This is a genomic window from Citrobacter sp. wls613 (assembly GCF_005281195.1).
Taxonomy (GTDB): Bacteria; Pseudomonadota; Gammaproteobacteria; order Enterobacterales; family Enterobacteriaceae; genus Citrobacter; species Citrobacter gillenii.
The window spans coordinates 281,552-306,352 of the sequence record NZ_SZXN01000065.1; the positions used below are offsets into that span (position 1 = coordinate 281,552).

Below are 24,801 nucleotides of genomic sequence, written 5' to 3' on the forward strand. Positions count from 1 at the left end.
GCAAATCATCACCCTATTTACCCGCCTCCGGATGCGTATCAAACGCCGCCATCACCGTTGCCAGTTCCGCCTCGGTAAAGCCGTGTTTGGCATCATCAACTCCCAGACCAAAGCGGTCCTGTAACAGAGCATACAGGCTCGCGACGTCAGGTAAGTTAATCTGCTCTACCGCATGGCCCGCTTCATAGTGCGTAAAATGGAAGTTGGTCAGGGTCAGCTTACCCCCGTCTGGCAGATGACGACACATCAGCAGGTGATGGCGAAAATGCGACTGTGGCCAATGCGCGGACCAGAAGTTACCTATCAGATGATCGCTCTGATGCTGAGTGACCAGATCGAAGTGGTACATCGATTGCCAGTGCTCATGATGACGGAACTGCAGGATCCAGTCTTCGTCTTCCCGCATCAGCCGATATTCACCGTGCGGTGTCTGCTGTTCAATGTCGGCCTGCAGACGAATCGGCGCGGTTAGCGTTTGTCCGCCAAAACCAACATCGGCAATCCACGCTTCACCTTGCAATTCGACCAGTAACAGTCGATGCGTGCGCGGCGGCAAGCTGGGCGGATTTGCCAGCACCACCCGCCCAAGTAAACTGCGCACGGTAAAGCCAATCTCCCGCAGCGCACGCTCAAATACCCCATTCTGCTCAAAGCAATAGCCGCCGCGACGCGCGCCCACCAGTTTCTCTTCCAGCGACTGATCGTCGAGCTGCATTTCTCGCGGCAGCAGCACATCGAGATTTTCAAACGGAATCGCACCGTTGTGCAGTAAATGCAGCGTCTGCAAAGTGTCAATGTTGACGTTAGCCGTACCTGACCAGCCAATACGGGAAAAATAAGCGGTTAAAAAAGGCGTCATACCGGATCCCTGTGCGTTGAATGTTGTACTTATAACGCATTTTTCATTTTCCGCCGTCGATTTTGTGCGCTCCCGCCGTATGCCGGGCGACAAAATCGCTAATCCCGTTAATATCTATATTAATTGTGCGCAGTATCCACTCAACTGAGGATCCACCATGAGTCATTTCCGTCCGGTTGAATTACACCATGCCAGCCGACTGTTAAATCACGGTCCAACGGTCTTGATAACCAGTCGTGATGAAAATACGCAGCGGCGAAATGTGATGGCGGCGGCGTGGTCCATGCCCGTTGAGTTTGACCCGCCGCGTATTGCCATTGTGGTGGATAAGACCGCCTGGTCGCGTGAACTCATTGAACGTAGCGGCCTGTTTGGCATTGTCATTCCCGGCGTGGCGGCAACTAACTGGACCTACGCGGTGGGAAGCGTTTCTGGTCGCGTGGAAGATAAATTTAACTGCTACGGCATTCCGGTCGTCAAAGGTCCAGTGCTGGGCTTACCGCTGATAGAGGCTAAATGCCTGGCGTGGATGGAGTGTCGCCTGCTGCCTGCGACATCTGCGCAAGAGAAGTATGACACCCTGTTCGGCCAGGTTGTTTCCGCCGCAGCGGACGATCGCGTCTTTGTCGACGGACGCTGGCAGTTCGATGATGACAAGCTCAACACCCTGCATCATCTCAGTGCGGGCACCTTTATCACCAGCGGAAAACGCATTACTGCAGGTGAGTGATCGGAACGGATGACAGCCCCCCTGTCATCCACGTTTTTTTATTCTACTTTTTCTTAAAACTTCCAAAAAAACAATTGGATAAAACAGCCACCGTGACCTTGCCGATTCATTCATGTGAATTATAGTTAAGTTTGCTCTAATTCAAATATTTAACCAAAACGCTATCCGTAGACACCGCACGTCCTGAAGTCTCTGAGAGGATTTACGATGCAACTTAATAGAATCGCACAAAGTTTACTCCTGGCTGGGTTATTAACATCGTTTGCCGTCCCTGTTATGGCTGCTGAAGCGCCAAAAGACGCCACTGCCGCCACGCAACAGGCCAACAATGCGCTATACAATCAACTGCCCTTCTCTGATAACACCGACTTTACTGACGCCCATAAAGGCTTTATCGCCCCGATTCCTCAGGAGGTGATTAAAGGTGAGCAAGGTAACGTGGTCTGGAACCCGCAACAGTACGCCTTTATTAAAGAAGGTGATAAATCACCGGATTCGGTTAACCCAAGCCTGTGGCGACAGGCTCAGCTAATCAACATCAGCGGACTGTTTGAAGTAACGGATGGCGTCTACCAGATCCGTAACCTCGATTTGTCGAACATGACGATTATCGAAGGTAAAGAAGGCATCACCGTGGTTGATCCGCTGGTCTCTGCTGAAACAGCTAAAGTAGGGATGGATCTTTACTTTAAAAACCGGGGTAACAAACCGGTTGTAGCGGTAATTTACACCCACAGCCACGTTGACCATTATGGCGGCGTACGCGGCGTTGTTGATGAAGCCGACGTGAAAGCGGGCAAGGTGAAGATTTATGCGCCAGCTGGCTTTATGGAAGCCGCGGTGGCGGAAAATATCATGGCCGGTAACGTCATGAGCCGTCGCGCCAGCTATATGTACGGCAACCTGCTAAAACCGGACGCCAAAGGCCAGGTCGGCGCGGGACTCGGCACCACCACCTCTGCGGGCACGGTTACTCTGATTGCACCCACCAATATCATTGAGAAAGATGGGCAAAAAGAAGTTATCGACGGTCTGACCTATGATTTCATGTTGGCACCAGGCTCTGAAGCCCCGTCGGAAATGCTGTGGTACATCGAAGAGAAAAAGCTGATTGAATCTGCCGAAGATGTCACCCATACCCTGCACAACACCTACTCGCTGCGCGGTGCCAAAATCCGTGAACCGCTGCCGTGGTCCAAATACATTAACGAAGCGATTGTGCGCTGGGGGGACAAAGCTGAAATCCTGATGGCGCAGCACCACTGGCCAACCTGGGGTAACGACAAGGTCATGACACTGCTGAAAAGCCAGCGTGACTTGTACCGTTACATCAACGATCAAACGTTACGTATGGCCAACGAAGGTCTGACCCGTGACGAGATCGCCGCGAACTTTAAACTGCCGGACTCGCTGGCACATACCTGGGCCAACCGGGGCTACTATGGCTCTGTTAGCCACGATGTGAAAGCCACCTACGTGCTGTATCTCGGCTGGTTTGACGGCAACCCGGCAACGCTTGATGAATTGCCACCGGAAGAAGCCGCGAAGAAATTCGTCGACTATATGGGCGGTGCCGATGCTATTTTGCAAAAAGCGAAAGCCGACTATGACCAGGGTAACTACCGCTGGGTGGCGCAGGTCGTGAGCAAAGTGGTGTTTGCCGATCCGAACAACCAGGCTGCGCGTAATCTGGAAGCCGATGCGCTGGAACAATTAGGCTACCAGGCTGAATCCGGACCGTGGCGTAACTTCTACCTCACCGGCGCACAAGAGTTGCGTAACGGCGTGATCAAAGGGCCAACCCCGAATACCGCCAGCCCGGATACCGTACGCGCGATGACGCCAGAAATGTTCTTTGACTATCTGGCAGTGCATATTAACGGGCAGAAAGCGGGCGACGCGAAATCAGTATTCAACATCGACCTCGGTAGCGACGGCGGTAAATACAAGCTGGAGCTGGAAAACGGCGTGCTAAACCACACCGCCAATTCTGAAGCCAAAGACGCAGACGCAACTATCACGCTCAACCGTGACACGTTGAACAAAATCATCCTTAAGGAAGTGACGCTGAAACAGGCTGAACAGAGTGGCGATGTGAAGGTGACCGGCGACGGCGCTAAACTTGATTCTATGCTGGGCTACATGGATAAATTCGAGTTCTGGTTCAATATCGTTACCCCTTAAACATAACGTACAACGGGCGGATTATCCGCCCGTTTTCTCTCACATACTGTAACCCGGTTTTTTAATCAGCGTATCCATGTGCGGTGCGATTTCCCTATCCCACACCTGCTGCCAGGCTTTTGGGTCAACCTCATTGAGCGCGACGCTCACCGAGCTGTCTTTACTTTGCAGATGGCGAACGATCACCTCGGTAATCTCCGCCGCCAGCGCGGATTTTTGTTCGTCATTCAAATCGCGGGGAAAACATTTAATATCAACGTGCGGCATAGCAGGTTCCTTATTATTGTCTTTACGCGGACTCGCGTACGATAAGATGAAATCCGACATCGATAATATCGTCTTCACGAGGAATGTGCTCAATTCTGTCGGCGAGCAGCGAGGCGGCACGCTGTCCAATGGCGCGGCGGTCTACGCTGACGGTGGTAATTGCCGGGCGATTGCTAGCGGCAAAATCAAGATCGCCAAAGCCCACCACTGCTAAATCGTGTGGTACCGCCAAACCACGGCTTTCCGCCTCCATAATTGCCCCCTGCGCGAGGGTATCCGAGCTACAGACAATCACATCAAATTCGCTTTCGGCAAAAAGCTGCGTCAAGCCACTGCGTCCCAACGCCAGCGAAGCCGGAAGCGGCACATCCACCTGCGGCACCGTGGTAATGCCATGGCGACTCAACACATCACAGAGTCCGTGTTTACGCTGACCGGCGCGGCGATCGGCGGTCCATAACAGGCCCGGGCGACGATAACCTTTTGCAAGGAGATAGTCAGCCACCGCCTGCCCGACTTTTTCGTGCGAGAACCCCACCAGCATATCGATGGGGGTTGGCGTCAAATCCCAGATTTCCACCACCGGGATGGCGGCGTTGAGGATCACTTTTTTCAACTCAACGGTGTGGTGGATACCCGTGAGCACCACGCCGTCCGGTCGACGAGAAAGCAGCGTCGCTACCAGCTCGGCTTCGGTTTGCTGCGTATACCCAGCCACGCACAGCAAGATGTGATACCCACGTTCAGCCAGTTCGTCGCTCAGCGACTGAATGGTATCGACAAACATATTGTTGTTAATTTGTGGGACCACTACCGCAATCAGTTTGCTGCGACGTGAGGCCAACCCCCCCGCCAGTGCGTTGGGAATATATCCGGTGGCGCGAACGGCCTGCATCACCTTTTCTACTGTTTTCGGGCGCACCATTTGCGGGGTATTCAGCGCCCTGCTTACGGTCATTGGCGATAATCCCGCGGTGCGGGCAACATCTTCCAGCGTTGGTGCGCGGGGAGGTCTGGAATTTTTCACGGTTGATGCCTTTGTAAAAATCGCCGATGGATTTGTGCATTATTCATCATGATTTCGGCCATTGCCAGCATCCCTGGTGCATAACGCAGAGAAAACAGCAGCTTAGTGAAATAACGCCTTGTAAAATGTTAGCGCCATCATAATGATTTGTGCATTTTCACACAATGCGTTGGAATGTGATGCTGTTTATAAAAACAGCCCCTGTTATCTCCGCATTTGTGATCGATTGTTCAAATCGGAAGCAATTTACTGGCGTAATGATTGCGCCACCATTAAAAATGTTAGCGCAATCATTTTGTAACCACCAGGAGAGAACAAGATGTCACTAAGTGCGAATTCCGATGCCGTAACTTATGCCAAAACGGCCAACGCAAAAACAGCGGCTGAAACAGGCGACCGTATTGAGTGGGTAAAACTGTCTCTGGCCTTTCTGCCGCTGGCAACGCCAGTCAGCGATGCTAAAGTGCTCACCGGTCGCCAGAAACCGTTAACTGAAGTCGCCATTATCATCGCTGAGATCCGCAGCCGTGACGGATTTGAAGGGGTGGGATTTAGCTACTCGAAGCGCGCAGGCGGTCAGGGTATTTATGCGCATGCCAAAGAGATCGCCGATAATCTGCTTGGCGAAGATCCGAACGATATAGACAAGATCTACACCAAATTGCTGTGGGCCGGCGCTTCCGTTGGCCGCAGCGGGATGGCGGTCCAGGCCATCTCCCCTCTCGACATCGCCCTGTGGGATATGAAGGCCAAGCGCGCGGGCCTGCCGCTGGCAAAACTGCTGGGCGCACATCGCGACTCCGTTCAGTGCTATAACACCTCCGGAGGATTCCTGCATACGCCGCTGGATCAGGTGCTGAAAAACGTGGTTATCTCCCGCGAAAACGGCATTGGCGGCATCAAACTGAAAGTCGGTCAGCCAAACTGCGCCGAAGATATTCGTCGCTTAACCGCGGTGCGTGAAGCGCTGGGCGATGACTTCCCGCTGATGGTTGACGCCAATCAGCAGTGGGATCGGGAAACCGCCATTCGCATGGGACGCAAAATGGAACAGTTCAATCTGATCTGGATTGAAGAGCCGCTGGATGCCTATGACATTGAAGGCCACGCTCAACTGGCTGCTGCGCTTGATACACCGATTGCCACCGGCGAAATGCTGACCAGTTTCCGCGAGCACGAGCAGTTGATCCTCGGCAACGCCAGTGATTTTGTGCAGCCCGACGCCCCACGCGTGGGCGGTATTTCTCCATTCCTTAAAATTATGGACCTGGCGGCAAAACACGGGCGCAAGCTGGCTCCACACTTTGCCATGGAAGTGCACCTGCATCTGTCCGCCGCTTACCCACTTGAACCGTGGCTGGAGCATTTTGAATGGCTGAACCCGTTATTCAATGAACAACTGGAACTGCGCGATGGTCGGATGTGGGTTTCAGATCGCCATGGTCTGGGATTCAGTATTAGCGAACAGGCACGCCGCTGGACGCAGTTAAGCTGTGAATTTGGCAAGCGCCCTTAACGTATCTGGCGGGGAATAATACCCGCCCTCTTTCCCTACAGAAACGCTCTCAAACCTAATAACAGGAGTGGGTGATGAACACAATAATAAAGCGCACTAAAGTGCGTTACAGTATTTTGATATTTCTGTTTCTGGCCACCGTATTTAATTATGCCGATCGTGCAACGTTATCCGTTGTCGCACCGATTATGAGTAAAGAGTTGGGTTTTGACCCTGAAGCAATGGGGCTGGCCTTTTCTGCATTTGGTATTTCATACGTCATTATGCAATTGCCAGGCGGCTGGTTACTGGACCGCTACGGCTCTCGCCTGGTGTACGGCTGCGCGCTGATCGGCTGGTCGCTGGTGACCATGTTTCAGGGCACCATTTATCTGTACGCCAGTCCGCTGATCGTATTGATTATCTTACGTCTGATGATGGGCGCTATCGAAGCCCCCGCCTTCCCCGCCAACAGTCGCCTGAGTGTACAGTGGTTTCCTAATAACGAGCGCGGGTTTGTCACCTCAGTTTATCAGGCAGCGCAATATATCTCGCTAGGCATTATTACGCCGCTGATGACCATCATATTGCATAATTTGAGCTGGCATTTTGTCTTTTATTATATCGGGGCAATTGGCGTTATTCTGGGTATATTCTGGCTGGTTAAGATCAGAGATCCGATGCATCACCCGAAAGTTAACCAGCAGGAACTTGATTATATTCGTAATGGCGGTGGCGAACCATCATTGGGAAATAAGAAAGAACCACAAAAAATCACCTTTGCGCAGATTAAAAGCGTTTGCGTCAACAGGATGATGATCGGTGTTTATATCGGGCAGTTCTGTGTCACATCCATTACCTGGTTCTTCCTGACCTGGTTTCCGACTTATCTGTACCAGGCTAAGGGAATGTCGATTCTCAAGGTCGGGTTTGTCGCCAGTATTCCTGCGATTGCCGGTTTTATCGGTGGATTGTTAGGTGGCGTATTCTCTGACTGGTTATTGAAACGCGGTTACAGCCTGACGGTTGCCCGCAAGCTGCCGGTCATCTGCGGGATGCTGCTTTCCTGCGTGATTGTTATCGCCAACTACACCTCTTCAGAATTTGTGGTGATTGCCGCCATGAGCCTGGCATTTTTCGCCAAAGGTTTTGGCAATCTGGGCTGGTGCGTACTCAGCGATACCTCACCAAAAGAAGTGTTGGGCATTGCCGGAGGTGTGTTCAATATGTGCGGCAACATGGCCAGTATCATCACCCCACTGGTTATCGGCGTCATCCTTGCCAATACCCAGTCGTTTGATTACGCCATTTTATACGTCGGCTCGATGGGGCTGATTGGGCTGTGTTCGTATCTGTTTGTCGTCGGACCGTTGGATCGTATTACCCTGACGCCGTCCGTCGCGTGATTTAACCGTATGGCGATATTTCGCCCGCTGTTCCGGGACTTGCACTCCTGCGGAACAGCGTTTTTTTACGGCTACGATTTGCTCAGCGCTCGCTGCATCGAGGTTAGCCATTTTCCCGCGGCGCATAGCGCGCCCCGGTTCACAGCACCTTCGACAAAAACTGCTGCGTGCGCGGATGACGCGGATGATTCAGTACCTGCTCGCTGCTACCCTGCTCGACGATTTTACCATCGACCATAAACACCACCTGATCCGCCACCTCCCGGGCAAAACCAATCTCGTGCGTCACCACCACTAACGTGGTACCGGACTTTGCCAGGCCTTTAATGACATCCAGCACTTCGCCCACCAGTTCAGGATCAAGCGCGGATGTCGGTTCATCAAACAGCATCACACGCGGGTTCAACGCCAGCGCACGAGCGATGGCGATACGCTGCTGCTGCCCGCCAGATAAGTGGCGTGACCAGGCATCGGCTTTATGCCGCAAGCCTACCGCATCCAGCAGGGTTAATGCCCGCTCGGTAGCGGATTTCCGTGACGCGAGTCCGTGAGACACTGGCGCTTCAATCAGGTTCTCCAGTACCGTTAAGTGCGGGAAGAGATTAAAGTTCTGAAACACATAGCCCACATTAATGCGCTGGCGCAGAATATCCGCCTCTTTCAGTTCATACAGTTTGTCTCCCTGTCGGCGATAACCTATATAGTCGCCGTCGATCTGAATGAAGCCTTCATCGACGCGCTCCAGATGGTTGATTGCCCGCAGTAACGTGGATTTTCCCGAACCCGATGGCCCGAGAATAACCGTTACCGTACCAGGCGGGATCTCCAGCGACACGTCATCCAGCGCTTTATGGCGGCCGAAGGACTTGCTGACGCCAGTAATGGAAATATGGCCTTCAGGCGAGTGGGACATGGACGACCTCCTGAGGCGTAAGTTGACGGCGACCTTTAACTGCGCGGCTGACGCGGGTGGTATTGATGGCTGAGCGCCGTTCGCTGCGGGCCAGCGCGCGTTCAACCAGGTGTTGAATCAGCGACAGAACGCTGGTGATCGCCAGATACCACACCGCCCCAACCATCAGCAACGGGATCACCTCCTGGGTACGGTTGTAGATCATCTGGATGGTGTAAAACAGCTCCGGCATCGCCAGCACGTAAACCATCGCCGTCCCTTTCGCCAGGCTAATAATCTCATTGAAGCCGGCAGGCAAAATGGTGCGCAGCGCCTGCGGCAGGATAATGCGCAGCGTGCGTCGCCAGGCAGGTAAACCCAGCGCTGCCGCAGCCTCATACTGGCCGTGATCGACACCGAGAAATCCGCCACGAATAATCTCGGCGGTATAGGCGCTTTGCACCAGCGTCAAACCCACTACCGCGGTAGAAAACTGACCCAGTACATTGATGGTCGCGAAGCTGCCCCACTGAACGTGGGTGAAAGGAATGCCAATCGTCAGCGTGTCGTACAGATACGAGAAGTTGTATAAGATTATCAGCACCACGATCAGCGGCAGCGAGCGAAACAGCCAGATGTATCCCCAGGCCAGGCTATTCAGCAGCCACGATGATGAGAGACGTGCCAGTGCCAGCAATCCACCGAACACCACACTCAACAGTGTGCCGATAAGGGTCAGCAGCAACGTTTGCCCCAGACCGGACAAAATCACCGGGTCGAAGAACCAGCGGGCAAACACGCCCCACTCCCAACGCGGATTAAACGCCACCGACTGGATAATCACCGCCAGCACAAACAGCGCGACTATCGCACCTGCCGTGCGCATCGGATAGCGTGCCGGGACGACTTTGATGGTTTCCGTCGTTTTCATTTTTTCTCCTCAGGCAATTTTTGCCTGACCTGCGATGGTCAACAGTTTGGTAAAGCGCAGCCGACCGTCAAACGGCGGCAGGCTGTACTCTTCCGGGTTACGTGCAATATCAAATTGTGGATCGTACCCCTGACGCAAATAGAGCTGAACGGCCTCCGGTTGGCGAAACCCTGTCGTCAGGTAGATACGGCTGTAGCCCGCCAGTAGCGCCCGTCGTTCCAGTTCCTGTACCACGCGCGCCGCCAGCCCCTGCTTACGCAGGGTGCTTTGGGTCCAGATGCGTTTAATCTCAGCCGTGTCTTTGTCGTAAGGTTTGTAGGCCCCGGTGGCGATAATCTCGCCGTCGCGCTCCAGCACCACAAAGATCCCCTGCGGCGCCAGATACCATTCAGTCAATTCAACTTCAGCATCACGGGAAAAATAATCGCCATAGCGCGCGGCATATTCAGCAAACAGACCGTTCAGAATCGGCTGCAGTTCTGCCGCCTCCGGCGAGACCACGCGGAATTGATCGCTCACGTTACCTCCTTAGTCGCCTAAACCGGCCGGGTTGATTTCAGATTGTGGAATGCGTTCCACCCCCTCTCCCCAGCGATTCAAGACTTTGTCGTAGTCACCGTTGGCGATCACACCGTTAAGCGCGGTTTGCACCGGCTGCACCAACCCGCTGTCTTTTTTCAGCGTTACGGCGATATGCGCGGCCTTTGGCCAGCCACCGTCGATGCTACCCACGAGTTGCGTTTTTCCATTGAGCGCTGCTTTCCACGCGCCGATAACGTTAGGGCCAAAATAGGCATCGGCGCGGCCTGACTGTAGCGCCAGCGTCTGGGCGGCATCATCCTTGGTATAGACTGGCGTAAACGCCGGTAACCCTTTCTTCAGGTTCTCTTCATTCCATGCCAGAAGAATGGCTTCCTGGTTGGTCCCGGAGCCGACAATAATGCGCAGCCCGGCGATATCTTTTGCCTGTTCAATTTTGGTCAACTTACTGCCGGTTTTGACGTAAAAACCGAGTGAATCTTTACGATACGTGGCGAAGTCGAACTTTTCTTTGCGCGCTTTGGTGACGGTAATATTGCTGATCGCAGCATCATATTTGCCGGAAGCTACGCCCAACGGCCAGTCTTCCCATGACGTTGGCACCACGTTCAGCTCCAGCCCCAGACTGTCGGCCACCAGACGGGCGATATCCGCCTCGCTGCCGATCAGCGTTTTATTGTCATCTGCAAACACCGTCAGCGGCGGCTGGCTCAGTCCGGCAATCGCCACCGTGAATTTACCCGGTACGGCCAGCTGCAGCCTGGCGGGCAACTGCGCGATCGCCTGCGCGTTTTTCACCGTGTTAATCGGCGTTTTATTAGCCTCCAGGCTTACGCCCGTGCCGTTGATGGTGACATCGTTTGCCCAGACGGAAGCGCTGAAAGCCAGGGACAGCGCCAAAAGTAATGATTTTTTCTGCATCGTATTTGTCTCTTATTGTGTGAATTGATTGGCAGGTGTCGCTAAGCCAAGGCTGGCACGCAAAGTCGTGCCGGGGTAGTCAAGACGGAACAGACCGCGCGCCTGAAGTAACGGGATCACCTGTTCAACAAAGCGTGGGAAGGTGTCCGGCGTGCCGCCCTGAATGATAAATCCGTCGGCGGCTCTCTCATCGAACCACTGCTGCAGGCCGTCAGCCACCTGTTCCGGCGTACCGCTAAAGCGGGGGCGTGGGCTGGCCGCTTCCAGCGCAGCCTGGCGCAGGGTTAACCCGCGCTCACGTGCATTACGCTTGATTTCATCGGTAGTACTGCGAAAACTGTTTTGCCCGAGATCGCCAAGATCCGGGAACGGCGCATCAAGGGAATATTGCGCGAAATCGTGATGTTCAAAATAGCGGCCGAGGTAATTCAGCGCGTCGTTAATGGAAACCAGCGCTGCGGTGGTTTGATATTGCTGTTCAGCATCCTGCTCGCTGTCACCCACAATGACGCTGACGCCCTGGAAAATATGCAGGTCATCGTCACCCCGCCCCGCTATTTCCAACTGGCTTTTCACATCCTGATAAAAAGCTTTGGCCTCTGCCAGTGATTCCTGATGGGTGAAAATGGCGTCAGCGTGTGTTGCTGCTAATTTCTTGCCATCTTCAGAAGCGCCAGCCTGAAATATAATCGGCCGGCCCTGCGGTGTACGGGCAATATTTAAAGGACCGGAAACCTGGAAATAATCGCCATGATGATTGAGCGTATGCAGTTTCTGCGGATTAAAAAATTCACCACTCGTTTTATTGCGGGTAAACGCATCCTCTTCCCACGAATCCCACAACCCTTTGACCACCTGCAAATATTCATCGGCAATACGGTAGCGTTGAGCATGTTCCGGGTGCTGCGCGCGAGAATAGTTCTTTGCTGAACCTTCCAGGGGCGATGTCACCACATTCCATCCAGCGCGCCCCTGGCTGAGATGATCGAGGCTGGCAAACTGTCTCGCGGTGGTAAACGGTTCGCTGTATGAGGTTGAAACCGTGCCCACCAGTCCCAGATTGTTGGTGATGCTCGCCAGTGCCGACAATACCGTTAGCGGTTCAAAGCGATTTAAAAAATGTGGGATGGATTTCTCATTGATATACAAACCATCGGCAACAAAAATAAAATCCAGTTTGCCTTTCTCGGCAATTAATGCAGTGTCTTTGACAAACTCAAAATTAATACTGGCATCGGCAAGTGCTGCCGGATGACGCCATGCTGACATATTCCCGGAGGCACCATGCAGAATAGTGCCCAACCGTAATTGCCTTTTTTTAGCCATAGTACCCCCTACCCAACAGGTAAAATTAAAGGTGTATGAATGCCGTTTTCGCTAAATGCGTAAAGTACTGCGCGGCGGGTTCAATTAATCGTTCGTCCGGATTAAAACCCGGATGGTGTAATCCGTATTCGCTGGCGCTGCCAATACTGACAAATGCCCCGGGCGTATTTTGCAGATAGACGGCAAAATCCTCTCCACCCATATGCAGATCGGCATAGTGCGTCGTGTACCCGGAGTTTTTTGCCACCTCGGTGGCAATCTCTGCCCAGCGCGAATCGTTGACCAGCGCCGTGGGGCCCGCGTGCCAGATAACATCAATTTGTGCGCCAAAGGCGTGGGCAAATCCGGCGGCGATGTCATTCACCCGTGATTTGACCTGCTGCTGAACGACTGTGCGATGGGTTCTGAGCGTCCCTTCCAGCTCAACGAATTCTGGCAGCACGTTCCACGTGTTGCCGCCCTGAATACGGGTCACGCTCAGCACCACCGAATCCAGCGTGTTAACCTCCCGGCTGGCCACGCCTTGCAACACCGTCACCAGTTGGCTGGCAAGCAGAATGGCATCTTTGCCTTCATGTGGCCGAGCGGCATGTGCGCCTTTGCCATGGATACGCAGCACGACACGATCGACGTTGGCATAAAATGCGCCGCCACGCGTGGCAAACTCACCCACCGGTAACCCAGGCTCGTTGTGCATACCGAAAATCGCCGCTACGTTTTGTAGCGCCCCGGCGCGGATTAACGCTTTCGCGCCACCAAAGTTTTCTTCCGCAGGCTGAAACAGGATACGAACCCGCCCCGGTAATGCGCTTTCTTGCTGTTTCAACAACAGCGCAGCACCGAGCATGACGCTGGTATGCACGTCGTGTCCGCAGGCGTGCATGACCCCCGGCGTTACGGAGCGAAACGCCACATCGGCATTCTCTTCTATCGGTAAGGCGTCGATATCGGCCCGCAGGGCGATAACATCGTCTCCTCGCCCAACCTCAGCCACCAGACCGGTGCTCAGTTCAAAGGGCAAAATGTTGACGTCGGCAGCACGCAACCAGTCGCGAATACGCGCTGTAGTCGCCACCTCCTGTAAGGACAGCTCCGGATACTGGTGCAGTTCACGGCGCCAGCCAATAAGCGTCGAGGCCAATGACATCAGACGACCTCCACAGCGGAATGGGCCTGCGCCAACAAATGCAGCGATGTCAGACGCGCATGACCTTCTGCTAGCGGGGTATCGATAATAAATTCATCAATTCCGTACTGCGCGTGCAGGCTGTTCAGCTTTGCGGCCACATCTTCGGCCGTTCCGTGCAACAACGCCTGCGCTCGACGGGCAATTTTTCGTGGCACGCTGCCCGCCTGTGCGGCGAATGCCAATGCCTGCTCTTCACTGGCCACCGTCACGCGTTGACCATCTTCCAGCTCAACGCCCCATATTTGTACGTTCTCCGCCAATTGCGCGGCAGTCTCCGGATTGTTCGCCACAATCACCTGCACGGCGACAATCGTCGGGCGCACACTGCTGGCTTGCCAGTAAGTCAGAACATCGCGTAGCAGCGCCGGATCACCGTTCAGGTGCGCGGCAAAGATGAAATTCCAGTCAGACTCGGCCGCCAACTGTGCGCTTGGCACGCTGGCCCCCAACACGAATCTTTGCGGCGGAGAGGGCGGGATCGGCGTCGGAAATACCGCGTGCCCGGTTTCCGTCCCGGTCAATGCCAGCCAGGCATCGAGCTGCGAAAGCTGCTCGGCAAAGCTGCCCTTTTCACTCTGATGTAGCCCCTGCTGGAGCGCCTGCGTTGACAGCGGTAGACCGCCTGGGGCTTTCCCCACGCCGAGATCAACGCGCCCTGGGGCCAGTGATGCCAGTAAATTGAAGTTTTCCGCTACTTTATACGGGCTGTAATGTTGCAGCATAACGCCACCAGAGCCAACGCGGATACGTTGTGTTTGGCCAAGGATCCAGGCGATCACCAGCTCCGGTGACGGACTGGCTAGCTGCGGCGTATTGTGATGCTCCGCTATCCAAAAGCGGTGGTATCCCCACGCCTCTGCCAGCTGTGCCAGCTGTAGCGTACGGGCAAGCGCAATGGCGGCAGTTTCGGTTTCCCCTATGGGGCTTTTATCGAGAATACTCAGGCAATATGACATGTTACAGGCTCACGATTGTTAACATGTCGTCATTATTAAATTATCAAACAATCATTCAGAAACATTTAATTCACATTTACTCAGCTAAAAAATCGCTAACCAACCTTACTTCTACTACGGGTAAGGTCTCTCCTGGGCAGGTATAAGAAGCAGAAAAAACATACCCTACAAAATATAATAGGGTTACTGTTTATGCCAGAAACCCAACAATATCATTTTGCGGTAGTTTTATTTTTGCGCACTATATTTATGCTGAATTTAATTTAAGTCAGCTGAAGAATCTCTTTATGTTATACACTTGTATTTATTGTTTCATATTTATGACCATTAACAATCTGCATACAACAAAATTTTTATTTGAAATACTTTCGTCAGGCTAATGATTAGTAGAGAATGCAGCGTTTCTTATTAAAAATGGTTTAAAACAGCTTTTTAATATCCCCTGGTATTATTCCGGGGGTTTTTGTATGACTTGAACATACCACCAGGGACCGCCATGAAAAGTAACATGCCCGTTACACAAGTTGAGCACACACTTAACGCGAAAGCGACGCTGCTGTCGACGACGGATAAAGAAAGCCACATTACCTATGCCAACACGGCTTTTATTGAAGCCAGCGGCTTTAATGAAACCCAGCTCATGGGCGAACCCCACAATATTATTCGCCATCCCGATATGCCCTCTGCCGCCTTCGCCGACATGTGGCACACTCTCCAGCAGGGTGACAGCTGGACCGGGATGGTGAAAAATCGCCGGGAAAATGGTGACCATTACTGGGTTCGCGCCAACGTCACCCCCGTCTGGCACCGTGAAAAATTAACCGGCTACATCTCTGTGCGTACCGTTCCATCACGGGAAGAAATAGCCCAGAGTGAGCAGCTGTATGAAAAAATAAATAGCCAGCAATTTAAAGGTTTCCGACTGTTTAAAGGCATTATTATTCGTCGTGGCATACTGGCATGGACCTCTGCGTTTAAATGGTTAAGCATAAGTCAGCGAGTCAATTACGCTTTAGGGGTAGTAGCCCTGCTCTGCGTATTATTAACACTCGCACCGGTGAATTCATTTATTCAGGCTGGCGGAATGATCGTGCTATTTCTGCTATTTGGTATTTACCTTAAGTGCCAAATTTGTCAGCCAGTTAATACGCTGCTCAGTCAAATGAAAAAGGTTGTCTCCGGCCGTAAACCCGATAACTGTCATTTAAATCGCGTAGACGAAATCGGGATGCTGATGCGACTGGTTAATCAATCCGGGCTGAATCTAAATTCTCTGGTGGATGATGTCAGTACACAAATCGCCGGGATCCGCGAAATCAGTCAACGGGTATCAAAAGAAGGCGTTGCACTGCATACACGTTCCGAAGAAACCTCCGCTGACCTGCAGCAAACCGCTGCCGCCATTGAAGAAATTGGCAGCGCGGTGCAACAAACCGCCGATACCGCCGCACAAACGATGACCATGGCCGATAAAACCAGCGTCAACGCGACGGAAGGCGGCGATATCATGAAACAGACCATCGGCATGATGCAGGCTATCTCGCGTGATAACAGTCAGATCGTCGACATCATCGGTGTTATCGACAGTATTGCCTTTCAGACCAATATTCTGGCGCTGAATGCTGCCGTCGAGGCCGCACGCGCCGGGGAGTCCGGTCGTGGTTTTGCCGTTGTGGCAGCGGAAGTGCGCAACCTGGCGCAGCACTCAGCCTCAGCCGCCAAAGAGATCAAGCAGCTAATTGAGAAGAACGTCGCGAACGTCAACTCCGGCGTAAAAATGGTGGAGCAGACGGAAACGCATCTCACGGGCATGATCGGTGACGTATTGCAGATGTCGATGATGATTAAAGACATCAGCCTCGCGACGCGGGAACAAACCCAGGCGCTGGATCTGATCAATGACTCGATTTCACGCGTCGGCACCATGACCCACACTAACGCCGAGATGGTGGAACGCGTCACTGATGCCACCGCCGATTTAACTCAGCGCTCCTCACGACTGCAGCAGGCCGTTCAGGTCTTTGGCGTATCGGCATAATGCAGGCTTTGCGTCACTGATTAATTGACTGTAGGATGCTCGGCCGACAGTTTTCCCCTCTAACACAATGAAGGGTAACGCTGTTTTCGCCGCTACATGGGCGGCAAAAAGGATTTTGTTAATTTGTCAGGCCAACAGGAAACGCAATGAACACACACAACACGCAAGCCGCAGAACAACATGCGGCGAAACGACGCTGGCTGAATGCTCACGAAGAGGGGTATCACAAAGCGATGGGCAACCGACAGGTACAGATGATCGCCATCGGCGGCGCGATTGGTACCGGGTTGTTTTTAGGGGCCGGGGCACGTTTACAAATGGCTGGACCCGCTTTAGCGCTGGTGTATCTGGTATGCGGTATTTTTTCATTCTTTATTCTTCGTGCGCTCGGAGAACTGGTTCTGCACCGCCCTTCCAGCGGCAGTTTTGTCTCCTACGCCCGTGAGTTCCTGGGAGAGAAAGCGGCCTATGTGGCTGGCTGGATGTACTTCATCAACTGGGCGATGACCGGGATCGTCGATATCACCGCTGTCGCGCTGTACATGCACTACTGGGGGGCGTTTGGCGATGTGCCACAGTGGGTATTTGCCCTTGGTGCGCTGGCGATTGTAGGTACCATGAACATGATTGGCGTGAAATGGTTCGCCGAGATGGAGTTCTGGTTTGCGCTGGTCAAAGTGCTGGCAATCGTGATTTTTCTGGTGGTTGGTACGGTCTTTTTAGGTACCGGACAACCGCTGGACGGTAACACCACCGGGTTTCATCTGATCACCGATAACGGCGGCTTCTTCCCGCACGGTCTGTTACCCGCGCTGGTGCTGGTACAAGGTGTGGTCTTTGCTTTTGCCTCTATTGAACTGGTGGGTACGGCCGCCGGAGAATGCAAAGATCCGCAAACCATGGTGCCAAAAGCGATCAACAGCGTGATTTGGCGCATTGGCCTTTTCTACGTTGGCTCAGTCGTACTGCTGGTGCTGCTGCTGCCATGGAACGCCTATCAAGCGGGCCAAAGTCCGTTTGTGACCTTCTTCTCGAAACTCGGCGTGCCGTATATCGGCAGTATCATGAACATTGTGGTGCTGACCGCCGCCCTTTCCAGCCTCAACTCGGGGTTGTATTGCACCGGGCGAATTTTACGTTCGATGTCGATGGGCGGTTCAGCCCCCAAATTTATGGCGAAAATGAGCCGTCAGCAGGTCCCATGGGCTGGGATCCTCGCCACACTGGTGGTGTATGTGGTCGGCGTTTTCCTCAACTATCTGGTGCCTTCGCAGGTGTTTGAGATCGTGCTGAACTTCGCGTCGTTAGGAATTATTGCGTCGTGGGGATTTATCGTGGTGTGCCAGATGCGTTTGCGTCAGGCCATTAAAGACGGCAAAGCGGCAGATGTCAGCTTCAAGCTCCCGGGCGCGCCGTTTACCTCGTGGTTAACGTTGCTGTTCCTGCTAAGCGTGCTGGTGCTGATGGCCTTTGATTATCCGAACGGCACCTACACCATCGCGTCGTTACCGTTGATTGCTATTCTGCTGGTTGCCGGATGGTTTGGCGTGCGTAAACGCGTGGCGGAAATCCAGCGCACCGCGCCGTAATCGCATTCAGGCCTGACAGCGTATCCCCGTCAGGCCTGCTTTCTTAGTTGGCTTCGATTAACTGCGCAACATCATTGCTGTTAATTTCCCGCGCGTTGCCATCCTGATCGGTATAGCTGGTCATCCCGGTGTCTTTATCCAACTGCGGTTTGCCCTGGGTGACGATAGTTTGCCCACTTTTCGTGGTCATGACGTAATCCGTTGAACAACCTGCCAGAGTAAACAGCATTACGCCTGCGCAAAGGCAGATAAATGGCTTTTTCATGATATTCCTGTGTTATGCAATGAGCCGATAAGGACCTAGTGTAAGTCCCTGATGTTTATCAGGCCAGCGATGGGGTGTAACGAGGCGTATCGTGGGGTATGGATAAATAACAGGAGGGGTTTCCCCCTCCGGGTAAATTACAGCGCGATGCGAATCACATCATCCGGCTGTGTGGCTTCCTGCTCACGTGAAGATTTTTGTTTCACGCTAACATACAGGGTTTTGCCATCAGCGGAGAGCGCCAGGCTGTTCGGGAACGTCGGGGTGTCGAATGTTTTGACGACTTTATAGCTTTTCGCGTCAATCACGCTGACCTTACCGGCCTGACGATGCGTCACGTAGGCTTCATTGCGCGCAGGGTTGAACAGCACAGCCAGAGATTCCGGCGCGGCGACTTTCGCCAGTACTTTGCCGTCACGGGTATCAATCACCAGCACTTCTGCCGCTTTAGAATCGGTAATAAACGCGCGGTTACCAGCGGTATCCAGGCTCAGGTTGATAAAGAAATGCTCTTTGCCGTCATCCAGCAGCTTTTTGCGGCTGAGAATTTTATTGTCTGCGGTATCGATGGTAATAAACTCACCGTCAGCATTGGTGGTGTACAAGCGTTTAGCCTTGCTGTCGACAGCCAGACCGGTGCTCATTTTACCGGTGTTAGCAATGGTGGTTTTCAGTTTGATGGTTTCACCGTCGACCACCCAGATCACGCTCTCTTTACCAATCCCGCTGATGTAGACCGTGTTGGTGGCGTCATCGGCTACCAGCTGACGCGGCTGCAGCGGACGGACATCTTCCGAACGTTTACGCGCATCCAGTACCAGACGGCCTTTTACGTCGCCGGTTTTAGCATCCATCGCGGTGACTGCACTGTTGACAGTATTACCAAACCACAGGGTCTGTGTCGCATTGTTGATGGTGGCGCCAAACGGTTTCAGGTCGTTATGAATCGCCTGAGTCACTTCCAGCGTGATTGGATCGAGACGGTAAACCACCCCGCCCTTATCCAGCTTACGACTCTGGGAGGTGGCAAGCCACAGCGCGTTTTCCTGTTGGCTGTACGCCATTTCGTAGGCGCCTTTGCCTACCGCTTTGCGCAGCAGTTCTTCCGCAGCCTGCGTACTAAAAGAGGATGCAACAAGCAGTGAACCTAACAGTAAAGAACCACGCAGACGCGGTGAAAACAGATGACGTAAAGACATGACGACTCCCTTTGATAAATTCATTTGTTACTGCTTCACAATGCTTCAATCAGCAAAATCATGGTTTTGCATTTTTAAGAATGAGAATAGTAATCATTATTTATCTCAAAGTGGAGTGTTTATTCGCTTTCTGGCAACAACCTTCTTATTTTCTCCATAAATGCTTAACGTGCCGCTCACAAACAGAGCGGCACAGCGGATTTTCGCGATTAATCTTCAGCGAGCCGGATCACAACCTTGCCAAAGTTTTTCCCGGTCAGCAGACCAATAAAGGCTGCCGGAGCATTCTCCAGCCCCTCCGTAATCTGTTCCCGGTACTGGATTTTACCTTCTTTGACCCAGCGTCCCATCTCCTGCTGGAACTCATGAATGCGATGACCGTAATCCTGACCAATAATAAAGCCCTGCATCCGGATGCGCTTTTTCAGTATGGTGGCCATCAGCAGCGGTAAACGGTCGGGACCTGCCGGTAACGCCGTGGCGTTATAACCACTGACCAGCCCACACACCGGAATGCGCGCAGAGGTGTTGAGTAACGGCAGCACCGCGTCGAAGACTTTGCCGCCAACGTTTTCATAATAGATGTCGATCCCCTGCGGACAAGCCTGCGCCAGCTGTTGCGCGAAATCAGGCGCATGGTGATCGAGGCAAAGATCAAAGCCGAGCACCTCGGTGGCATGACGGCATTTTTGCGCTCCACCGGCCACGCCGACTACCCGACACCCTTTGAGTTTGCCAATTTGCCCGACGGTTGCGCCTACCGGCCCGGTGGCTGCTGCCACCACCAACGTCTCTCCGGCTTTAGGTTGGCCGATATCCAGCAGCCCCATATACGCGGTAAAGCCCGGCATGCCCAACAGACCTAACGCCCAGGATGGATGTTCAGGGTTATCGCCTAATTTTACCAACCCGCTACCATCGGAGATGTCGAAATCCTGCCAGCCGCTGTAGCTCAGAACCCATTCACCAACGTGATAATCAGGATGATTTGATGCCATCACCCGGCTGACGGTACCGCCGACCATCACCGCGCCAATCTCCACCGGGGGAGAATATGAAGGCTCATCGCTCATGCGACCGCGCATATAGGGATCGAGAGACAGATACACGTTGCGCAGTAAAACTTGCCCTTCCCCAGGAGTGGCGACAGCACCCTCTTCCAGATGGAAATTACTGAGTACCGGAGCGCCATGGGGGCGTGAAGCCAGTACCCAGCGGCGATTGCGTTGCAGTTGTTGACTCATTGATGTTCTCCTCTGCTTTTGGCATGAATCCATCAATAGTAGACGCCCCGCGCTAGCGATGCTTTCACATTAATTGCCGACGGCGTTTAACCGCACAACCAGATAAACACAGGGTTGTGCGGTTTCATTAATAAATCGGCAGTCATTCGGCGGGCCGAGTTCCAGACAATCACCGGCCTTCATTTCGTGGCGCGTGTCCCCTTCGACAAACACTAACTCCCCCTGCTGCAGCCAGATTAGCTGTCTGGCCTGCACGTAGGACGAAGCGGGCATGGGAATGTCGCTCCCGGCTGGCAGTTCTATCTGCACCAGATCGATGGGCAGATCGCTGCGCGGGGAGACGTGGCGGCGCAGATAATGGCTTTGCGGATCGTGCCAGACTGGCTGGTTGGCGAAGCGCAGCAGCTTGCCCTCCTGCATTTCAGCCCGCGCCATCAGCGTTGACATGCTGATGCCAAATGCCCCGGAAAGCCGCCCCAGCAGCGTTGCCGTTGGACTGCTCTCGCCACGCTCAATTTTATGGATCATGGCCCGCGACACGCCCGCGCGCTCGGCAAGTTCCGTCAGCGACCAGCCGCGAGATTCCCGTTCTATGCGAATTCTTGCACCGATCCGTTGATTTATGCTGTCTTCAATAGTATTCATATTGTAATACTATAGTGAACAATACCTGAGGTTCAACATGTCAATTCGCTTTGCCAGTAAAGAAGACTGCGCCGCCATTGCAGAAATCTACAATCACGCGGTGCTGCATACGGCGGCTATCTGGAACGATCAAACTGTCGATGCCGAAAACCGTATATCCTGGTACGAAGCCCGGCAAATACTGGGGTATCCGGTGCTGGTGAGTGAAGAGAATGACGTGGTCACCGGGTATGCGTCTTTCGGCGACTGGCGTAATTTTGATGGTTTTCGTCATACCGTTGAGCATTCGGTGTATGTGCATCCGGATCATCAAGGCAAAGGCCTGGGGCGCGCATTACTCAGCCGGTTGATTGATGAGGCCCGCAGGTGCGGTAAGCATGTGATGATCGCGGGCATTGAGTCGCAGAATCAGGCATCGTTGCACCTGCACAGCACGCTCGGTTTTGTCTTAACCGCGCAAATGCCGCAGGTGGGGACGAAGTTTGGCCGCTGGCTGGATCTGACCTTTATGCAGCTGCAACTGGACGATCGCCGCGATCCGGACGCACGCGGATGAACTCGACGCTAACCCTCTCCTTTCTGATTGCCGCCGGCATTGGTCTGGTGGTACAGAACACCTTAATGGTACGTATTACTCAGACCTCTTCAACCATTCTGATTGCCATGCTGCTCAATTCGCTGGTGGGTATTGTGCTGTTTGTCAGCATTCTGTGGTTTAAGCAAGGTATGGCGGGGTTTGGTGAGCTGGTTTCCAGCGTACGCTGGTGGACGTTAATTCCCGGTTTATTGGGTTCTTTTTTTGTCTTCGCCAGTATTAGCGGCTATCAAAATGTGGGGGCTGCCACCACCATTGCGGTGCTGGTTGCCAGTCAGTTGATTGGCGGTCTGCTACTGGATATCTTGCGAAGCAACGGCGTACCGCTGCGTGCGCTGGTGGGGCCAGTTTGTGGCGCGGTGTTGCTGGTAATCGGCGCCTGGCTGGTGGCCAGACGCGCGTTTTAACTGCCTGATGGCGCTTTGCTTATCAGGCCAACGGAATATGCCTGTAGGCCGGATAAGGTGTGAGCACCGCCATCCGGCAAGGAAATATCAGAGAATAGTGCCACCTTTGGTGAGCTGCTCGCGGCGGGCTTCCATATCCTCTTTATACTGACGACCATGATGCGCAATCGCCGTGCGCAGACGCTGTTGCTGGGTGTAGCGATCTTCCCGGCTCAGTTCTGCATCATCGCTGAGCGCAATCAGCAGTTCGTTCATATGCGTAATGACGCTCTCTTCAATGGCGGCGTCGACGCGGGCGCTGACCTCATCCAGGTGCGACATACTTTCTCCTTAACTGATTAATTTAATTTAGCTTTTGAAAAATCACTGCCCATCAGGCTAACGCTGTATCCGCTGACGTTACTGCGTGTGGCATAGAACGTTTTGCCGTTTGCCAGCGCAATCCACGGTGCCTGCTGGTAGAAAATCTCTTGCGACTGCTGGTAAAGCGCGGCACGTTCTTGCGGCTTGCTCACCTGTTTCGCCTTTTGCACCAGCGCATTATACGCTTTATCGCACCAGCGTGCGGCGTTGGATCCGGTTTTAATGCTGTTGCAGCCCAGCAGGACATCAGCGAAGTTATCCGGATCGCCGTTGTCAGACATCCAGCCAAACAGCGCGGTGTCGTGCTCGCCCTTACGCATTCCGGAGAGGTACTCACCCCACTCCCAGGAAACGATTTTCGCCTTCACGCCAACCTTCGCCCAGTCACTTTGGATCATCTCAGCGATCCGACGGGAGTTCGGGTTGTACGGACGTTGAACCGGCATCGACCATAGCGTCGCCTCAAAACCGTTCTCCAGCCCAGCTTTCTTCAGCAGTTCTTTCGCTTTTTGCGGGTCGAAATCGTAGTCTTTCAGATCGTTGTTGAAGCCCATCATATTCGGCGGAATCGGTGATTTTGCCACCGTACCTGAACCTAAAAAGACGGCGTTAATGATCGCTTTTTTATCGGTCGCGTAGTTCAGCGCCTGACGTACCAATACGTTATCAAACGGTTTTTTCTCAGTATTAAACGCCAGATAACCGACGTTCAGCGCATCGACCGAATGCAGCGTCAGGTCGCTGTTTTTCTTAATTTCCTCAAACTGCACCGGCGCAGGCGCGGGAATTATCTGGCATTCATTGGTTTGCAGTTTTGCCAGTCGCGTTTGCACGTTTGGCGTAATGGCGAAGATCAGGTGTTTGGTCGGAACGTCACCATCCCAGTAGTTCGGGTTGGCCAGATAGTGGATCTGTGAATCCTGCTTATACTGTTGCAGCACGTAAGGTCCAGTGCCAATCGGCCATGTATCGACGTTTTCCGGCGTACCTTTTTTCAGCATCTGGTCGGCATATTCCGCAGAGAGAATGGACGCGAAGTCCATCCCCCAGTCGGCCAGAAACGCCGCATTAGGTTCGTTCAGCACAAACTGGACATGATAATCATCAACCTTCTTCACCTCTTTGATCAGCTTGTCCAACCCGACATCGTTGAAGTACTCATAGTTACCCTGCGAGACGTTATGGTACGGATGATCGGCATCTTTCTGACGTAATACCGAGAACAGCACGTCATCCGCGTTGAAATCACGGGTCGGTTTGAAGAATTTATTGCTGTTGAACTTCACGCCCTGACGCAGGGTAAAGGTATACGTCAAGCCATCCGGGGATATCGTCCAGTCGGTAGCCAGAGACGGCACCGGGGTATTTTTCACCGGATCAAAGTTAATCAGTCGGTTATACAGCACCTGAGAACTGGCCACAAACGACGGACCGGAGCTGGCGATTTGCGGGTTAAAGGATTCGGGAGACGCTTCAGAGCAGTAGATAAGGGTGTCGGTATTGGCAGCAAATGCAGCACCGGTTGGTAATCCCGCGCTGAGCGCCAGCGCGAGCAACGTTTTCCTTGCAATCATTGTTGTATGCCTTCTTATTTTATTATTCAGCTCATTATCAGAGCATAGCTGACAAAAACTGACTAATAACAAATCACTATCAGGTTATTCTTATCCGGTGGTTTTCGCTGATTAATTCGACAGCACCGGTGAAATAATTTCCCTTAAGTCTTTTTCAAA

General features: G+C 53.1%; 22 protein-coding genes and 1 pseudogene. 8 read left to right on the plus strand and 15 right to left on the minus strand.

Features of this window, described 5'->3' with window-relative positions; all coding sequences use genetic code 11:
• Positions 1-13: 13 nt before the first annotated feature.
• On the minus strand, positions 14-859 hold the full coding sequence (gene nhoA / locus FDX01_RS16165) for an N-hydroxyarylamine O-acetyltransferase (protein ID WP_137400145.1): 846 nt from the start codon (positions 857-859) through the stop codon (positions 14-16).
• Positions 860-1,016: 157 nt separating this feature from the next.
• On the opposite strand from nhoA, the gene FDX01_RS16170 reads away from it, so the two are divergent.
• Together FDX01_RS16170 and FDX01_RS16175 are read left to right on the plus strand one after the other, a co-directional pair.
• Positions 1,017-1,589 (plus strand): flavin reductase family protein, encoded by a 573-nt coding sequence (locus FDX01_RS16170; RefSeq protein WP_137400146.1) that lies wholly within the window; start codon positions 1,017-1,019, stop codon positions 1,587-1,589.
• Between the two features lie 207 nt (positions 1,590-1,796).
• The gene (locus tag FDX01_RS16175) at positions 1,797-3,773 is read left to right on the plus strand and encodes an alkyl sulfatase dimerization domain-containing protein (RefSeq protein ID WP_137363323.1); all 1,977 of its coding nucleotides are present in this window, start codon (positions 1,797-1,799) and stop codon (positions 3,771-3,773) included.
• Positions 3,774-3,812: 39 nt separating this feature from the next.
• Here the strand turns inward: FDX01_RS16175 and pptA are convergent, their stop codons facing one another.
• Both pptA and FDX01_RS16185 read right to left on the minus strand, forming a co-directional pair.
• Entirely contained in the window at positions 3,813-4,040 is a 228-nt protein-coding gene (gene pptA / locus FDX01_RS16180) for a tautomerase PptA (RefSeq protein ID WP_096757011.1), read from the minus strand.
• 22 nt (positions 4,041-4,062) lie between these two features.
• Entirely contained in the window at positions 4,063-5,067 is a 1,005-nt protein-coding gene (locus FDX01_RS16185) for a LacI family DNA-binding transcriptional regulator (RefSeq protein WP_115258474.1), read from the minus strand.
• A 319-nt stretch (positions 5,068-5,386) separates the two neighbouring features.
• Here FDX01_RS16185 and FDX01_RS16190 point away from each other — a divergent pair, with 319 nt between their 5' ends.
• A complete protein-coding gene (locus FDX01_RS16190) occupies positions 5,387-6,583 on the plus strand; it encodes an L-talarate/galactarate dehydratase (RefSeq protein ID WP_135912026.1) in 1,197 nt (398 codons plus the stop codon).
• Positions 6,584-6,657: 74 nt separating this feature from the next.
• Positions 6,658-7,968, plus strand: coding sequence for an MFS transporter (locus FDX01_RS16195; protein ID WP_117342807.1), 1,311 nt, complete (start codon positions 6,658-6,660; stop codon positions 7,966-7,968).
• A 139-nt stretch (positions 7,969-8,107) separates the two neighbouring features.
• Here the strand turns inward: FDX01_RS16195 and FDX01_RS16200 are convergent, their stop codons facing one another.
• The 6 genes and pseudogenes from FDX01_RS16200 to FDX01_RS16230 all read right to left on the minus strand — a co-directional run bounded on the left by FDX01_RS16200 (position 8,108) and on the right by FDX01_RS16230 (position 14,723).
• Positions 8,108-8,881, minus strand: a complete 774-nt coding sequence (locus tag FDX01_RS16200; RefSeq protein ID WP_137400147.1) for an amino acid ABC transporter ATP-binding protein — start codon at positions 8,879-8,881, stop codon at positions 8,108-8,110.
• Positions 8,865-9,791: an amino acid ABC transporter permease gene (locus FDX01_RS16205; protein ID WP_117342809.1), complete on the minus strand. Its 927-nt coding sequence runs from the start codon at positions 9,789-9,791 to the stop codon at positions 8,865-8,867. The genes FDX01_RS16200 and FDX01_RS16205 overlap by 17 nt, the downstream gene beginning before the upstream one ends.
• Positions 9,792-9,800: 9 nt before the next feature.
• The gene (locus FDX01_RS16210) at positions 9,801-10,310 is read right to left on the minus strand and encodes a GNAT family N-acetyltransferase (RefSeq protein WP_096757005.1); all 510 of its coding nucleotides are present in this window, start codon (positions 10,308-10,310) and stop codon (positions 9,801-9,803) included.
• A 9-nt stretch (positions 10,311-10,319) separates the two neighbouring features.
• Positions 10,320-12,578: pseudogene (locus tag FDX01_RS23100) on the minus strand (NtaA/DmoA family FMN-dependent monooxygenase).
• Positions 12,579-12,603: 25 nt separating this feature from the next.
• Positions 12,604-13,725, minus strand: coding sequence for an amidohydrolase (locus tag FDX01_RS16225; RefSeq protein WP_137400150.1), 1,122 nt, complete (start codon positions 13,723-13,725; stop codon positions 12,604-12,606).
• On the minus strand, positions 13,725-14,723 hold the full coding sequence (locus FDX01_RS16230) for an MsnO8 family LLM class oxidoreductase (RefSeq protein WP_137400151.1): 999 nt from the start codon (positions 14,721-14,723) through the stop codon (positions 13,725-13,727). Before FDX01_RS16230 ends, FDX01_RS16225 begins: the two co-directional genes overlap by 1 nt.
• A gap of 496 nt (positions 14,724-15,219) precedes the next feature.
• Here FDX01_RS16230 and FDX01_RS16235 point away from each other — a divergent pair, with 496 nt between their 5' ends.
• Both FDX01_RS16235 and ansP read left to right on the plus strand, forming a co-directional pair.
• The gene (locus tag FDX01_RS16235; protein WP_115258464.1) at positions 15,220-16,761 is read left to right on the plus strand and encodes a PAS domain-containing methyl-accepting chemotaxis protein; all 1,542 of its coding nucleotides are present in this window, start codon (positions 15,220-15,222) and stop codon (positions 16,759-16,761) included.
• Between the two features lie 146 nt (positions 16,762-16,907).
• Positions 16,908-18,350 carry an L-asparagine permease gene (gene ansP, locus FDX01_RS16240; protein ID WP_096756999.1) on the plus strand — a complete coding sequence of 481 codons (1,443 nt, stop codon included), beginning with the start codon at positions 16,908-16,910 and terminating at the stop codon, positions 18,348-18,350.
• Positions 18,351-18,393: 43 nt separating this feature from the next.
• Here ansP and FDX01_RS16245 read toward each other — a convergent pair whose 3' ends face one another.
• From FDX01_RS16245 to FDX01_RS16260, 4 genes are all read right to left on the minus strand, one after another.
• Positions 18,394-18,615 carry a YgdI/YgdR family lipoprotein gene (locus FDX01_RS16245; protein WP_096756998.1) on the minus strand — a complete coding sequence of 74 codons (222 nt, stop codon included), beginning with the start codon at positions 18,613-18,615 and terminating at the stop codon, positions 18,394-18,396.
• Positions 18,616-18,752: 137 nt separating this feature from the next.
• Entirely contained in the window at positions 18,753-19,814 is a 1,062-nt protein-coding gene (locus FDX01_RS16250; RefSeq protein ID WP_115258463.1) for a YncE family protein, read from the minus strand.
• 209 nt (positions 19,815-20,023) lie between these two features.
• Positions 20,024-21,058, minus strand: coding sequence for an NADP-dependent oxidoreductase (locus FDX01_RS16255; protein WP_137400152.1), 1,035 nt, complete (start codon positions 21,056-21,058; stop codon positions 20,024-20,026).
• A 69-nt stretch (positions 21,059-21,127) separates the two neighbouring features.
• Positions 21,128-21,703 carry an XRE family transcriptional regulator gene (locus FDX01_RS16260; protein ID WP_096756995.1) on the minus strand — a complete coding sequence of 192 codons (576 nt, stop codon included), beginning with the start codon at positions 21,701-21,703 and terminating at the stop codon, positions 21,128-21,130.
• A 37-nt stretch (positions 21,704-21,740) separates the two neighbouring features.
• Between FDX01_RS16260 and mddA the strand changes: the two genes are divergently transcribed.
• Together mddA and FDX01_RS16270 are read left to right on the plus strand one after the other, a co-directional pair.
• Positions 21,741-22,259, plus strand: a complete 519-nt coding sequence (mddA, locus tag FDX01_RS16265; RefSeq protein WP_137400153.1) for an L-methionine sulfoximine/L-methionine sulfone acetyltransferase — start codon at positions 21,741-21,743, stop codon at positions 22,257-22,259.
• Positions 22,256-22,705, plus strand: a complete 450-nt coding sequence (locus tag FDX01_RS16270; RefSeq protein ID WP_096756993.1) for a DMT family transporter — start codon at positions 22,256-22,258, stop codon at positions 22,703-22,705. The genes mddA and FDX01_RS16270 overlap by 4 nt, the downstream gene beginning before the upstream one ends.
• 87 nt (positions 22,706-22,792) lie before the next feature.
• Here FDX01_RS16270 and FDX01_RS16275 read toward each other — a convergent pair whose 3' ends face one another.
• Together FDX01_RS16275 and FDX01_RS16280 are read right to left on the minus strand one after the other, a co-directional pair.
• Positions 22,793-23,026 carry a YdcY family protein gene (locus FDX01_RS16275; RefSeq protein ID WP_096756992.1) on the minus strand — a complete coding sequence of 78 codons (234 nt, stop codon included), beginning with the start codon at positions 23,024-23,026 and terminating at the stop codon, positions 22,793-22,795.
• Between the two features lie 17 nt (positions 23,027-23,043).
• Complete coding sequence (locus FDX01_RS16280) at positions 23,044-24,642, minus strand: ABC transporter substrate-binding protein (protein ID WP_137400154.1); 1,599 nt, start codon at positions 24,640-24,642, stop codon at positions 23,044-23,046.
• Between the last annotated feature and the right edge of the window lie 159 nt (positions 24,643-24,801).

What these genes read in the sequence shown, in the direction of transcription:
- nhoA (WP_137400145.1), bottom strand. Translation starts at nt 859, where the DNA reads ATGACGCCTTTTTTAACCGCTTATTTTTCCCGTATTGGCTGGTCAGGT.
- FDX01_RS16170 (WP_137400146.1), top strand. Translation starts at nt 1,017, where the DNA reads ATGAGTCATTTCCGTCCGGTTGAATTACACCATGCCAGCCGACTGTTA.
- FDX01_RS16175 (WP_137363323.1), top strand. Translation starts at nt 1,797, where the DNA reads ATGCAACTTAATAGAATCGCACAAAGTTTACTCCTGGCTGGGTTATTA.
- pptA (WP_096757011.1), bottom strand. Translation starts at nt 4,040, where the DNA reads ATGCCGCACGTTGATATTAAATGTTTTCCCCGCGATTTGAATGACGAA.
- FDX01_RS16190 (WP_135912026.1), top strand. Translation starts at nt 5,387, where the DNA reads ATGTCACTAAGTGCGAATTCCGATGCCGTAACTTATGCCAAAACGGCC.
- FDX01_RS16195 (WP_117342807.1), top strand. Translation starts at nt 6,658, where the DNA reads ATGAACACAATAATAAAGCGCACTAAAGTGCGTTACAGTATTTTGATA.
- FDX01_RS16200 (WP_137400147.1), bottom strand. Translation starts at nt 8,881, where the DNA reads ATGTCCCACTCGCCTGAAGGCCATATTTCCATTACTGGCGTCAGCAAG.
- FDX01_RS16205 (WP_117342809.1), bottom strand. Translation starts at nt 9,791, where the DNA reads ATGAAAACGACGGAAACCATCAAAGTCGTCCCGGCACGCTATCCGATG.
- FDX01_RS16225 (WP_137400150.1), bottom strand. Translation starts at nt 13,725, where the DNA reads ATGTCATTGGCCTCGACGCTTATTGGCTGGCGCCGTGAACTGCACCAG.
- FDX01_RS16230 (WP_137400151.1), bottom strand. Translation starts at nt 14,723, where the DNA reads ATGTCATATTGCCTGAGTATTCTCGATAAAAGCCCCATAGGGGAAACC.
- FDX01_RS16235 (WP_115258464.1), top strand. Translation starts at nt 15,220, where the DNA reads ATGAAAAGTAACATGCCCGTTACACAAGTTGAGCACACACTTAACGCG.
- ansP (WP_096756999.1), top strand. Translation starts at nt 16,908, where the DNA reads ATGAACACACACAACACGCAAGCCGCAGAACAACATGCGGCGAAACGA.
- FDX01_RS16245 (WP_096756998.1), bottom strand. Translation starts at nt 18,615, where the DNA reads ATGAAAAAGCCATTTATCTGCCTTTGCGCAGGCGTAATGCTGTTTACT.
- FDX01_RS16250 (WP_115258463.1), bottom strand. Translation starts at nt 19,814, where the DNA reads ATGTCTTTACGTCATCTGTTTTCACCGCGTCTGCGTGGTTCTTTACTG.
- FDX01_RS16255 (WP_137400152.1), bottom strand. Translation starts at nt 21,058, where the DNA reads ATGAGTCAACAACTGCAACGCAATCGCCGCTGGGTACTGGCTTCACGC.
- FDX01_RS16260 (WP_096756995.1), bottom strand. Translation starts at nt 21,703, where the DNA reads ATGAATACTATTGAAGACAGCATAAATCAACGGATCGGTGCAAGAATT.
- mddA (WP_137400153.1), top strand. Translation starts at nt 21,741, where the DNA reads ATGTCAATTCGCTTTGCCAGTAAAGAAGACTGCGCCGCCATTGCAGAA.
- FDX01_RS16270 (WP_096756993.1), top strand. Translation starts at nt 22,256, where the DNA reads ATGAACTCGACGCTAACCCTCTCCTTTCTGATTGCCGCCGGCATTGGT.
- FDX01_RS16275 (WP_096756992.1), bottom strand. Translation starts at nt 23,026, where the DNA reads ATGTCGCACCTGGATGAGGTCAGCGCCCGCGTCGACGCCGCCATTGAA.
- FDX01_RS16280 (WP_137400154.1), bottom strand. Translation starts at nt 24,642, where the DNA reads ATGATTGCAAGGAAAACGTTGCTCGCGCTGGCGCTCAGCGCGGGATTA.